Source organism: Methanobacterium sp. (assembly GCF_038562635.1).
GTDB lineage: Archaea > Methanobacteriota > Methanobacteria > Methanobacteriales > Methanobacteriaceae > Methanobacterium_D.
The window spans coordinates 1,631,118-1,644,581 of the sequence record NZ_JBCFBO010000001.1 but is presented as its reverse complement, the minus strand read 5'-3'; the positions used below and the strand labels follow the sequence as shown (position 1 = coordinate 1,644,581).

10 protein-coding genes are annotated in these 13,464 nt (G+C 38.6%); 3 read left to right on the top strand and 7 right to left on the bottom strand.

Annotation, left to right across the window (positions count from 1 at the left end):
- Positions 1-472 precede the first annotated feature (472 nt).
- The 3 genes from nrdD (at position 473) to AAGU07_RS08005 (ending at position 4,490) form a co-directional block, all read left to right on the top strand.
- The gene (gene nrdD / locus AAGU07_RS08015) at positions 473-2,788 is read left to right on the top strand and encodes an anaerobic ribonucleoside-triphosphate reductase (RefSeq protein WP_342458588.1); all 2,316 of its coding nucleotides are present in this window, start codon (positions 473-475) and stop codon (positions 2,786-2,788) included.
- A 181-nt stretch (positions 2,789-2,969) separates the two neighbouring features.
- Positions 2,970-3,773, top strand: a complete 804-nt coding sequence (locus AAGU07_RS08010) for a nitroreductase family protein (protein ID WP_342458587.1) — start codon at positions 2,970-2,972, stop codon at positions 3,771-3,773.
- 147 nt (positions 3,774-3,920) lie between these two features.
- The gene (locus AAGU07_RS08005) at positions 3,921-4,490 is read left to right on the top strand and encodes a DUF3800 domain-containing protein (RefSeq protein WP_342458586.1); all 570 of its coding nucleotides are present in this window, start codon (positions 3,921-3,923) and stop codon (positions 4,488-4,490) included.
- A 223-nt stretch (positions 4,491-4,713) separates the two neighbouring features.
- Here AAGU07_RS08005 and AAGU07_RS08000 read toward each other — a convergent pair whose 3' ends face one another.
- The 7 genes from AAGU07_RS08000 to AAGU07_RS07970 all read right to left on the bottom strand — a co-directional run bounded on the left by AAGU07_RS08000 (position 4,714) and on the right by AAGU07_RS07970 (position 13,448).
- On the bottom strand, positions 4,714-5,874 hold the full coding sequence (locus tag AAGU07_RS08000) for a hypothetical protein (RefSeq protein ID WP_342458585.1): 1,161 nt from the start codon (positions 5,872-5,874) through the stop codon (positions 4,714-4,716).
- A 19-nt stretch (positions 5,875-5,893) separates the two neighbouring features.
- Positions 5,894-6,409, bottom strand: a complete 516-nt coding sequence (locus AAGU07_RS07995) for a UGSC family (seleno)protein (RefSeq protein ID WP_342458584.1) — start codon at positions 6,407-6,409, stop codon at positions 5,894-5,896.
- Positions 6,410-6,718: 309 nt separating this feature from the next.
- On the bottom strand, positions 6,719-8,074 hold the full coding sequence (locus AAGU07_RS07990; RefSeq protein WP_342458583.1) for an amino acid permease: 1,356 nt from the start codon (positions 8,072-8,074) through the stop codon (positions 6,719-6,721).
- 75 nt (positions 8,075-8,149) lie between these two features.
- Positions 8,150-9,394, bottom strand: a complete 1,245-nt coding sequence (locus AAGU07_RS07985; protein ID WP_342458582.1) for an alpha-hydroxy-acid oxidizing protein — start codon at positions 9,392-9,394, stop codon at positions 8,150-8,152.
- A 36-nt stretch (positions 9,395-9,430) separates the two neighbouring features.
- Complete coding sequence (locus AAGU07_RS07980) at positions 9,431-10,822, bottom strand: aspartate ammonia-lyase (RefSeq protein ID WP_342458581.1); 1,392 nt, start codon at positions 10,820-10,822, stop codon at positions 9,431-9,433.
- A 2-nt stretch (positions 10,823-10,824) separates the two neighbouring features.
- Positions 10,825-11,598, bottom strand: coding sequence for a succinate dehydrogenase/fumarate reductase iron-sulfur subunit (locus tag AAGU07_RS07975; RefSeq protein ID WP_342458580.1), 774 nt, complete (start codon positions 11,596-11,598; stop codon positions 10,825-10,827).
- Positions 11,598-13,448, bottom strand: coding sequence for an FAD-dependent oxidoreductase (locus AAGU07_RS07970; protein ID WP_342458579.1), 1,851 nt, complete (start codon positions 13,446-13,448; stop codon positions 11,598-11,600). Before AAGU07_RS07970 ends, AAGU07_RS07975 begins: the two co-directional genes overlap by 1 nt.
- Positions 13,449-13,464 lie beyond the last annotated feature (16 nt).

Sequence of the window (13,464 nt, the reverse complement as noted above, 5' to 3'; positions counted from 1 at the left end):
TTAACCTGTTCAATGTCCAAATATTTTGTTTTTAAAGATTTTGAAACTTTATATTTGGAATGTAAGGGGATATAATGGCATAATGACTTAAATATTTGATGAAACATCAAAATTACGTGCGATAAAAAATTAAAATTATTTTCATCGTATTATATATGTTTCTTTAATATAAAATCAGGTATTGGTACGAACCAGTGGTTTTATACCACTATAGTAAAGTTTTAATCTTAGAGGTTAATAATATATAACTAGAATTCTACAATTCTGTTCTATTTAAATGGAATGAATTTCAGTAGGATAATGGTTATTAATATGATTGAACGATTATTATAAGTAAAACCAATTGTAATTATCATATTATGGTATTATGAATACGTATTAAACCTTAAAGTAGAATTAAGGAAATAAAAATCATAAAATAATTAAAATTATTTTCTGGAGGATTCAGTTTATGTGGTTTGGAGGACTATGAATGAAGGACATGCGTGCTATGGCGGCACTGCCTACACAGGCTAAAACGTGCGTCCTGAAAAACAACGGAATATACGAAAAATTCAGCTATGAAAAAATAGTCAAATCGTGTCTTATGGTAGGAGCTTCACTTTGGGCTGCAGAAAAGATTGCAACAGACGTAGCAACTGCGGTCTATAACGGTATCTCTACTGCAGAAATTAAGATACTGGTTCATGATTCCCTTAAAAAAATTGATGGGAAGGCTGCAGGTAAATATTTAGCAGCTAACCAATTAAAGGTCAGGACTACTAGGGATACAATAGAACCATTTGATAAAAGTAAGATCGAAAAAACACTTATTGTGGAAACGCATGCTTCAGAAGATCTTGCTGGAGAAATTGCAACAGATGCATGTAAAGAACTTAAAAAACTTGATGTTGAATACCTGACAGCACCGATGATCAGGGAAATTGTAAACACCAAACTTGTGGAACACGGTCTTGAGACATTAAGGCGGAAGTATACAAGGGTTGGTATACCTGTCTACAATATAACTAATCTCATAAAGAACGGCTCCAGGGATAATGCAAATATGATCCATAATCCTGAGACTGTTCATAAATATGTTGCAGATGAAGCACTCAAGCAGTACGCATTGTTACACATACTTCCAAACGAACTTGCAGATGCTCACATGGGTGGGGACATACATATACACGATCTTGAATTCTTCGCAGGGCGCCCAATAAACTGCCTGCAGCATGATTTGAGAGTATTTATAAAAAATGGACTTAAAGTAGATGGTACTGGGGACCATACTTCAGTTGCAGGCCCTCCAAATCATATTGAAACACTGATGAACCATACTGGGGAGATAATGCTTGCAGCTCAGCAGAACATGAGCGGTGGTCAATCCATGAGCCTATGGAACGTGTTTGTAGCTCCATTTGCGGCAGGCTTACCTTATGAGAAGGTAAAACAGGCAGTTCAAATGTTGATATACAACCTGAACATGGCTTACGCTGCAAGAGGTTCGCAGGTTCCATTTACAAGTCTCAACCTTGAATTTACAGTCCCTGACTTCTTAAAGGACGAACCAGCTTATGGGCCTAAAGGAAAACGTGTAGGAACATACGGCGACTTTGAGGAAGAAACAAGATTACTTCAGCGTGCATTCACTGAAACTCTCCTTGATGGGGATTCAGAAGGTAAACCACATCTTTTCCCAAATACAATATATGTTTTAAGAAAAGAATGCTTAAAAGAAGAGTTTGATGAAGATATAAGGCGTGTACACGAGCTTTCAGCTAAATTTGGAACATCTTACTTCATAAACATGCTGCCTGATTACAGGGGAAATCTCGCTAATTACATGGGATGTAGAACATCTTTAAACGATGATTGGACTGGTGACTGGTCTCAAGACTGTTTCAGGACAGGAAACCTTGCATATGTTACACTGAACCTTCCGAGGATTGCTTACAATTCCAAAGATGACAGTGATATATTTGAATACCTTGACTCCTATATGAATCTTGCAGAGCGGACACTGATGCTTAGGAGAGAACAGGCTTTAAATTGTCTTAATGATTATAATCTACTTCCATTCCTATCACAAAAGTTAAATGATGAAGAAAAGGGTACTTATTACAGAATAGAAAACTCTACAATGTCATTTGGTTTTGTTGGGCTTAATGAGATGCTCAGATCTTATTTAGGTGCAGGAATTGAAGATAAGGGTGCCAATGAGTTCGGACTTAGGGTAATTGACTATATAAATGAGAGAGCGGCCAAGTTGAAGGATGAAACAGGACTTAGGTGGAGTGTTCTCCAGACACCTGCAGAATCCACAGCTTACAGGTTTGCAACCCTCGATATGGAAAAATACAGGGACAAAATTATTGCTCAAGGGGACGAAAAAACTGCATACTACACCAATTCATCCCACGTACCGGTTAATGCAGATATTTTACTCCCAGAAAAAGTTAAAATCGAGTCTCAATACCACTCCAAGACCCTTGGAGGGCATATCTTCCATGCATTCATGGGAGAATCCTATTCAGACCCAGATGCACTCATGAGCCTCACAGATAAGATAGCTAGAAAATCAGATATTGGTTTCTGGGCTTACAGCTCAGCATTGAGCTTCTGTCTGAAATGTAAGACCTTGATGAAAGGTTTACAGGACAACTGTGCAACCTGCGGTGAAGTAAAAGAAGTTGAATGGTACGACCGTATAACAGGATACGTTCAGCAGGTGGGAAGGTCTAGATCTGCTTCTGGCGGATGGAACCCTGGTAAGATGCAGGAACTGTTGGACAGAAAACGGTTCTAACTTTTTATTTTTCTTTATTTAGCTTCTATTTTATTTTTGACATTTAATTTTTCAAACTATTTTTTTTATTGGACTTGATAATTTCATCAAAATATCTATACTACAACTACCAAAAACTAATATAATTTACAAATTTTAGTCAATTAAACAGCATCTTAAAACACAAAAGGAGATAAAAAACATGTCTGAATTTAATCTAAACCGAAGTGCATGCAGCAGCTGCGGGACATGCGTATCTGCATGTACTTCAGGCCGTTTAAAAATGAATACAAATCCTGAAGTTATTGCAGATATGAGATGTATAGAATGCGGGCACTGCGAAGCAATGTGCCCAGAAGGGGCTATTAATATTTCCGGCCCTGAACTTGAGGCCCCAATGGTTGATATAAGCTCCAAAATTTCACCTGAAGATATGGGAAACTACATGAGAAACCGCAGGTCAATCAGGAACTACAAAAAGAGGCCAATTCCCCGCGAAACCATTGAAGAAATCATGGATGTTGTAAGGTTTGCACCCTCTGGTGGTAACCAGCAGCCTGTTGAATGGATCATCATCGAAGACCCTCAGAAGGTTAAAGAACTGGCGGGACTGGTTATAAAATGGATGGAAAAATTAGTGGAGGAAAATTCACCATTTGTTCAGATACTCCCAGTAGAATCTTTAATCAGTGTCTGGAAAAGCGGTTTAGACCCTATTTTAAGAGGGGCGCCTAATTTATTCGTTGCCACCGCTAAATCCGGCGAGGGAAGTACACCAATGGATGGGATCATTGCATTGAGCTATCTGGACTTACTGCTGCCGTCTTTTGGTCTTGGCTCATGTTGGGCTGGTTTCCTTCAAATGGCGGCTGATTTTGAACTTATAAGGGAATTTCTGGGATTAAAGGATGGTGAAGTATTTTTGGGAGCTTTAATGGCAGGTTATCCTGAGTGTAAGTTTTTCAGGGTCCCTAAACGGAAAAAACTGTCTGTAATGTATATTTAATTTCTTTACTTTTTTTATGATTTCTCTTTTTAGAAATAGGTTTTAACCTAATTTTGAGATGAATTTTATATTTTTAATTTTTGGCCCCAAAAGCATATGTTAAATAAAATTAGTATTAATTTTAGGAATTAAATTAAAGTGATTTTAGTGAAGTACATCTATTTGGATGAATCAGGCAATTTGGGATTTAAAGAAAAATCAGGGCAGTATTTCATCGTTGCAGGATTATGTGTTCATGAAGAAAAGATTTTAAATAGATGTATAAAAAATGTGAGAAGGGGACTATCTAAAAAATATAAAAAGAATGAGCTTAAATTTTCAAATTCATCAGATATAACTAGAAGGCGTGTTTTAGAATGTATTTCACGTAAATATATTTCAATATCATATTTGGCATTAAAGAAAGAGTGGATACATAATCATTTACGTGATAAACCTTCTGTAATACATAGTTATTTGATTGGCCAGTTATTAAGCAATATTTTATACAATGCTGAAGTTAACAAATCTTACGTTATAATTGATAAATTTTTAAATGATCGAAAAATTGGAGGATTTAATAGGTATATGTACTTTAAATCACCTGTTAAAATAGAAATCACTCATGTAGCTTCTTATGGAAATAATGGAATTCAAGCTGCTGACTTTGTGGCGGGGGCAATTCACAGAAAATATAGAGATAATACTCCTTATTTTTATGAATTAATTGAAAAATAAGATGGACATATGTTTAAATTCACGGTTGAAAATATTTAAAAAGAAAATTTAGTGTTAAGGTGAAACCATTCTTACTCGATCCCACCCCGCATCCGCGGGCATCATCCTTTCAGAAGGACTTACTCACCTTATAGTAATAATATCTCTTTTTGTAATATATAACTTTATCTTTTAATTTTAAACTAGGGTTGAAATGGTTAATTATAATTTTAAAATCTTTAAATTATCTCTTAAAATCAAACACTGATGAAGCAGGAGTTCCATCTGCAAGCCTTATAACTTCAGTTACAGACTCAGATGAAGTTCCAAACCCGTGTGCAATCATAGTATGCCTTCCAGGCCCTCCAGCGACAACAACAACTACATCCTCTGGGTTTCTTGTTATCTGCACTTTACCGCCCCTAACCCATTTAGAATCAAGTTTTCTTCCGCCTCTATCTCCGAGTCCAACAGGTACGAGAGCATTTTTATGGATGTACTTTTGGATATCTTTTTTATTCCATCCATCATCTGCAATGGTTTTAGCATGTTCTGGACTCATTACAACAAGCATTTCGCCGGGCACGTGGCTGTTATTACATCCTGCAACAGATGCAGTATCAATAATTGTGTCTAAAAGGTCTGCAGCGTTTTGACTGCGATGGTCGTTCACGTTATGCGGTGAATCCAGGCCCATTACTGTGACTGTACTTTCATCTGCCTTAAACCCGCGTTCTACATGTAACGGTTCCCATGGGTTTTCATTTCCCGCCTCGCCGAAGCAGTAGCTGTATTTTGAAGGCGAGCCCATGGTGGCGTGGTCTCCAATTCCAGGTACGGCACCGCCGATATTTATAAGACAAAGGCGCATTGCCCTCCCAATGGTGGCATTTGCAATATTTCCAGGGCCTAAACATCCAACCCCACTGTTTATACTAATTTCACCGGTTATGGGGCCGTTTAAAATTGTGCAAACTGCTACAGGGTGAGTTGTGGCAGTTACTCCAGGTAAATTGAATTTTGGATGTGAAACTGCTTTTATTGAATGCTGTATCACCGGCATAAACTGGGGAATGCATCCTGCCATCACAGAATTCACTGCAATTTTTTCAACCGTAGCTTTTCCAGACCTTGGGGGAAGAACTGCTATTAAATCATCCCTATTTTTACCTGAAAATTCTATAAATTTACGTACCCGCTCGCCGGTAGGTGGAATGATTGGCAGGCCGTCGGTCTGTTTTTTCATATAAAATTCATAGCTTAATTTCTCAGGATCGGGGTCAACATAAACTTCCATATCATTTTCAGCAGCTTTACATAAACGTTGTTCGTCATCTTCTACATTTTCCCTTAAGAGGTCTTCAATGGAACACCCGCAGCTATTATCCACTTTTTTATTGGTCATAGTAAGATTCCTCAATGAATTAATCAATATTCAATAATTTTTTAATTTCTTTGACAGTTTCTGCGGCTTTTTCCCTGACATTCTCTTCTTTTTGCCCAGAAATAGGATGTTTAATCTCAACTATCCTTAAGTCATCTGCACCGTGGGATTTTGCAAGTGATCTTGCATAGTCCATGAAGTTATCTGAACAGATTGAAATGGTGGGAGTGCCCTCTTTTTCAAGCCTTATTGCATCAAGTATAACCCATGTAGAACACGAACCGCAGTCTCCGACTGCTATAATTGATAAGTCTGCACCCGCAGCATCCTTCAGCTGTTCCTCTGTTGCACCCGCACCTGCCGGCTTTTCGACTTTTTTCCCATTTATATCTAAACTTTCATTAATTGCAGCTAAAATAACATCCGCATTTGGTTTTGTATTGTCGAAATAGGATATTTTATTGATCTTGGAAGGTACTGGTATTACTTCAATTTTATCTGCTGCTGTTTCACCTAATGGGTCCATTACTTCTTTTTCAATGACTTTAACTCTCATACAGTTCTCCTTATAATACTATTTATTTCACCTATTTTTGAAGTTCATTACTTATTTAATTTAAAACTCTTTAATGTATTTAATATACAAAATGTGTACTAAACTGTGCTTAATGTGTAACGTATTTATAGTATAAAATCAATTAATTAACAAGGATGTGCTCTAAAGTTATGTTCCATTAGATCGTCAAATGAGCAGTATCCTCAAAAAATGTTGTTAATAGGGAGGGATTGGTAACTTCAGTCATTCTCATCACACCCCCACAGAAGTACCCTCCCAACAACATATATTGTTAAATTTATTTTAAAGCTAATCTTTTCTTTTTAAAAAGGAAATTAAAAGGCCAATCACTGTTAATATAATTCCTAAAATAATAGCAGAATATTCTAGATTTAAAAGCAATATTACACAGGTAATTATGCCCAAAATTGGTAAAATTGGAACCCATTTGATATTTAAAGGTATTTTAAAAGATCTTTCAGTATTTGGGGAGGTATATCTTAAAATAATTGCTGAAGCATTTATAAAAATAAAACTTGCAAAAAGTGTATAATTAGTTACACTGGCAAGAAAGTCTATTTCTCCAATAAATAAAAACCCGATTGAAGCTAAACTGATTAAAATTATTGCAATCCATGGAGTTCTGGTTTTATAATGCACTTTTGAGAATACATGTGGAATTGAACCTGATTTAGACATGCCGTATACTATTCTAGATCCAGCTAGAATCATTAAGAGAACAGTATTGCTTGTTGCAAAGAGGGCTATAATTGAAAGTAAAAATGAACCGTTTGTTCCAAATACACTGTATGCGATCTGGGAAAAAGGAGCATTTGATTGTGAAAGGCCTTCCCAACCGAGTATGCTTACTGAACTAAAAGCCACCAGCATGTATAAAGTTGTACTTATGATCATGGCAAGTATAATCCCTTTTGGAATAGTTTTATGGGGCTCTTTTGCTTCATCTGAAAGTTTTACGATTTCTTCAAATCCAAGAAAAGCGAAAAAAATTAGAGCTGCGGATGCAAAAATTCCATTAAGTCCCAAGGGTGCTTCTAAATAGTTTACAGTTCCATAATAAGGAATTCCAATGAAAGTGATGATTAAAAGTCCCGCTGCTTCTATAGATGTAAATACAATGGCAACCCGTGCGGATTCTTTAATTCCCACAAAAAGAATAAATGATAATAGGGCTATTAATGAAATTGAAGATAAAAATTTGGGTAAATCAAGTATAACACTTAAATAATTCGAGAATCCAACTGCAACTGTTGTAGAACTGATAACTGCACTCAATATAATCAGCCATCCTATAATAAATGCTATTCGATCTCCCATTGCATTTTTAACATATTCATACTCTGCGCTGGAATGGGGAAACATGGATGAAAGTTCAGCATAACTAAGTGCAGTAAATGCAGCTACTACAGATGATATCAGAAAAGAAAGCCATAACGTATTCCCTGATAAAGGTGCGGCTTCCCCAATAAGTGCATATATTCCGGCACCTAAGATTATACCTACTCCGGATAATGTGACTTCTAAAAGCCCTAATTCACGCTTTAAAGACTTAATCAGTTCACCCCAGTTAAAATAACAGGTTTTAATATCAGTTACCCATATTATATATTTTAAAACAGTGGCAGTTTTATAAGCATGGCACATTTAATTCTAATCTCATCATTAATTACCCTTTTTTTGACGTTTTTAAAATTAGATAGTCATCATGTGGTTTCGTGTTTATCTGGTTAAGATACTTTCGTCGGCGTCTTCAAGCGTATCACATCCCGTAAGTATCATAGCGCGCCGTAGATCCTCTTTTACATACTTAAAATACATATTCACAGCTACTTCTCCACCGCCTATAGCTACTTGAGCGAGAGTCCTGCCAAGTAGGGCTATATCTGCCCCGAGGGCTATGATCTTGAGCACATCAAAACCGGTTCTTACTGCCCCATCTGCCATAATTTGGACTTTTCCTGAAATTTCCTTTGCAATATCTGGAAGCACTTCTGCCACTCCTTGCCCTCCGTCCAGGACTCTGCCTCCATGATTAGATACATAGCATACCTTAGCGCCAGAATCTACAACTTTGTTTGCATCTTCAGTGGTCATAATGCCCTTAAAAATCACTGGTTTTTCTGTACAGTCCACCAGTTCCTGAAGTTCACTTTCACTTTTCCGATAGACCATTTTATCAGAAGCTGCCCAGAACGTTGAACCTGCCCCCTCCAGGTCAATTCCTACTGCAACTACATTCATGTCTTCGGCTAACCTTATGAGCTGGATAAGCCGTTCCTGTGATTGAGGTTTAAGCATTGGGATTCCCAATCCTCCACTTTCTCCTATAACTTTGATTCCCAGATCATCAGGACTTGTTGGAGTATTTCCTACCATTCCAATGGATCCAAAAGCCTTTGCACCTCTTAAGAGACCCCGATAAAATGCGTCCTCAGAAATTGCATCATTCATGCTGGATTTGACTCCCGAAAGACTGGCACCCATAACTGGAGCTGCAACCTCTTTTCCAAAAATAGAAAGAGACATTTCTGGTTCATGATGGGCTTTGATCACGCGCATTTTAAGCTTGTATCTCTGAAGGGCATCGTAATTTGCTTCAAATGTTTTTCCCTGTCCTGCACCTCCCATACCTATAGGTGCCCCATATTTCTGTCCAACACATGTCCTACCGGGTTTACCATCGCAAACAGGGAAAACACCACAGACGCCTGTGAGCATCCTTCGCCCTACAGAGCGGTAATAGTTAAGGTCGTTAGTCCCTCCTTGCCCTTTATAAGCTTCCATTTTAATTGCGAACACATCATCACGTATCTGCTGCAGGTACTCTTTAGGCATTCCACAAACTGGGCAGCGCCAGGTATCTGGAATCTCATCCCAACGGGTACCTGGTTCTAAATTTGTAACCGAATCGCCACTGTCTTCATCATATACATAAACACTACAATACGTGCAGAGATATTTCATTTTAGCTCACCTTCTTAGTAATAGAAAGTTTTATGACTATATATTTTGATAACGGTTTTTTGATATGGTTTCAAGATCAAACAACCTGTTTGCTTCTTCTTCAGAGAGAATTCCCTTTGCAATTACAAGATCCTTAATGGGTTGATTTGTTTTCATGGATTCTTCAGCAAGTTCTGCAGCATGTAAATATCCAATTTTGGGTGAAAGGAGCGTTGCAAGGATGGGGTTCATTCCAGCAACCATTTGTAACTGTTCTTCATTGACCTGGATACCTTCAATGCAGCTGGACTGGAAGACTGGAAGGTAATTATTAAGCATGGATATAGATTCAAGTATATTAGAAGTCATAACAGGAGTCATAACATTCAGATCAAGTTGTCCTGCCTGAACTGCAAGTGAAACTGTTGTATCATTCCCCATAATCTGGAATGAGATCATATTTAGACATTCCGCCATAACGGGATTAACTTTTCCGGGCATAATAGATGATCCTGGCTGAACAGGTGGTAAAATAATCTCATTTAAGCCTGATGTAGGGCCTGATCCCATAAGGCGGAGGTCATTTGCTATTCGAATCAGTTCAAGGGCAAGTTCTCGCAGCGCCCCTGAAAATGCCGCCATCTGGGAACGGCTTTGTAATGCTTCAAAACTGTCATTTGCAGGAATAAGATCAAGAGAGGCTAATTCAGCCAGTTTTTCCACTACTTTCTCCCTGTAAGATGGTGGAGAATTCACTCCAGTTCCAGTTGCAGTGCCTCCTATTGCAACTTCAAGGAGATCATTTCTGCGTTCACGGATCCTTTCTGCAGCCCGTTTAATTGCACTGCCGTATGCAATAAATTCGTCTCCAACTGTTACAGATACTGCATCCATAAGATGTGTCCGCCCCGATTTTGGAATAGATGAAATTTCTTTGCCTTTATGTTTAAATGCACTTGCAAGGTTGAGCAGGGCTATGTTGAGGATATCAGCATCAAAAAGAATGGCAATGTGGGATGCTGTGGGAAAAGTGTCATTACTGGACTGAGATTGATTAACGTGGTCATTAGGGCTTAAATAATCATATTCTCCTCGATTTTTCCCTAAAATTTCAAGTGCACGGTTTGCGAGCACTTCATTAATGTTCATATTGAATGATGTACCGGCCCCTGCCTGGAAAATATCAAGTGGGAACTGATCAGCAAGTTTTCCACTGATAATTTCATCTGCAGCTTTTACAATGGATTCTCCCCGCACGTTATCGAGGGTTCCAAGTTCCATATTGGTGATGGCAGCCGCTTTTTTTACCAGTATGTATGCTTTAATTAGTTCCGGACGCTCATGTCTGCCGCTAACTGGAAAATTTTCTATGGCTCTAAACGTTTGAATACCGTAATATACAGCATCATGGATCTCTTTTTCGCCTATTGAATCTTTTTCCAGGCGCATTCTCAGTCCTCCTGAGATTTTCCTTTATTTTCAATTTCTTTTCGGGCTTTTGCAATTCCGATAGTTGGGGGCACTCCTTTAGGGCACACTCGAGTACAATTTCCGTAAAATTCACATGCCCACCACCCGTTTGGAATATTCGCCAGTTCAAGTCTCTCTTTTCCATTTGATTCACGTGAATCAATATAAAACCGATAGAGCTTGGCAAGGGCTGCAGGACCCAAATATTCTGGATTTTTTCCATCCACTGGACATGCCCCGAAACATGCTGCACAGAGGATGCAGTTTGTGTACAGTTCTAGTTCCGTTAGGGCATTAGGTTCCATAAACCTTTCTTTTTCAGGAGCAGGATTTGCTGGTTTAAATACAGGCTCAATAAACTTGTAGTATTTGAAAAATGTACTCATGTCAACAATGAGATCTTTTATAACTGGTAAATGAGGAAGTGGTTCTATTAAAATCTCTTCTTCTGGATCCCATGGCACGTTTGTCTCTTCAATTGCATGGTACGAAATGAGATTTATTTTAAGTTCTCCTTTAAGGAGAGGCATTAACTGTGTCCTGCATGCAAGCCGGGGAACTTTGTTAATGAGCATTGCACAGGTACCGCAAACTGCACCCCTGCACGAGTAATGGAATGCAAGAGAATCATCAAACTGCTTCTGGATTTGGAATAAAGCTTCCAATATGGTCATCCCAGGTTTTGGTCTGAATTCGAAGGTAGCATAGTGGTGAGAATCCAGTTTTTTATTATGCCTGTATACTTTTAATTTCATTAATAAACACGCTCCTTTGGTTTAAACATGCCTAATTTAACGGGTTTATAAGAAATTTCCATTTTGCCATTGTGAAAGGATACAATAGTATGTTTCAAAAAGTTATTATCATCGCGTAATGGGTAATCAGTCCGGGTATGAGAACCGCGGCTCTCCTCTCTTTTAAGGGCACCAACTCCAACTGCTTCGGCAAGATGAAGCATAAATTCAAGCTCAAAAAACCGTATAAGCGCTTGATTTACGGCACGATCTTTATTATCAATTGAGACATGAGAAATTTCATTCTGCATGTTTTTAATTTCTAAAAGCCCGTCTTTCATGGTTTTACTGTCGCGAAATATGCCAAATTTATCGAACATTGTCTGGGCCATATCATCCATCAAGCTAAAGAGATGTTTTCCATTATCTTTTTTAAGTATATGATTAATTCTTGCATCAATTTTCTGCATAGCAGATTGAACTGGTCTGGAATCTGGCTCGGGGATATTGGAAATATCTTCAATAATTTTATCTGCAGTCAGACGTCCAAACACTACGGTTTCCAGGAGAGAATTTCCACCGAGCCGGTTTGCACCATGAACACTAATACATGCGCATTCTCCTCCAGCGTAAAGCCCTAGAAGAGACGTTGCTCCGTTAATATCTACATCTATTCCTCCCATGGAATAGTGCTGCCCTGGCTGAACCGGTATTAGATCTTTAATAGGGTCTACACCTGCAAAATCCATAGCAATCTGCCGTATTCCGGGTAATCTTTCCATAAGGAGGTTGGCACCAATGTGCCTGAGATCAAGATGGAAGTAATCTCCATCATAAGCGTTTCCTTCTGAAATTTCTTGAATCATAGCACGGGCCACGACGTCACGTGGAGCTAGATCTAGTGAATTAGGGGCATAACGTTCCATGAACCGCTCTCCATCTTTATTAACAATAATTCCACCTTCGCCACGGGCCGCTTCACTTATCAAAATGTTAGTTCCATAGAGGGTTGTGGGGTGAAATTGAACAAATTCCATATCTTTAAGTTGTACGCCTGCCATGAGTGCAAGTGCCTGTCCATCACCGGTGTTGATGAGGGCATTTGTTGATTTATTGAATATCCTACCAAATCCTCCAGTTGCTATGAGAACTGCCTTTGCAACAAATCCATGAACCTTTCCAGTCATGATTTCAATTGCAGTGCATCCAATGCACCGCCCGCTGTCATGTACCAGCGAAGTAACAAAAAATTCTTCATAGATTGGTATGTTTCGCCATGTAACCTGTTCATATAGTGTATGAAGTACGTTGTGTCCTGTACGATCTGCTGCATAGCACGTCCTTGGAAACCCTGCACCCCCAAAAGGACGCTGGGCAATTTTTCCATTTTTCAGCCTAGACCACACGGTTCCCATATGTTCCAGTTCGATTACTGTTGCAGGAGCTTCACGGCACATGCGTGCAACTGCATCCTGATCTGCTAAATAGTCTGATCCTTTCACAGTATCATAAGCATGTGCTTCCCAGCTGTCAATGCTACCTCCTTCACCAGGAACATTACCAAGAGAAGCGTTCATTCCACCTTGGGCTGCAACAGAATGGGATCGAAGTGGATGGACCTTTGTAACCACAGCCACATTAATTCCTGCATTTGAGACCTGTAAAGATGCTCGAAGCCCTGTTAACCCCCCGCCTATAATAAGGACATCATGACAATGAACATTTTGCAAATTGTCAGCTTTGCTAGATTCTTTTATAATCTCCTTCATTTGAGATAGGGGCGTATTATACTTTTCTTTTAATGAATGGCCTTGGGATTTTTCCAGTTTAGAAAAAGAGGATATTCCTTTTACAGAAGTTATAGTGTCCAAGCAATCACCAGGATAA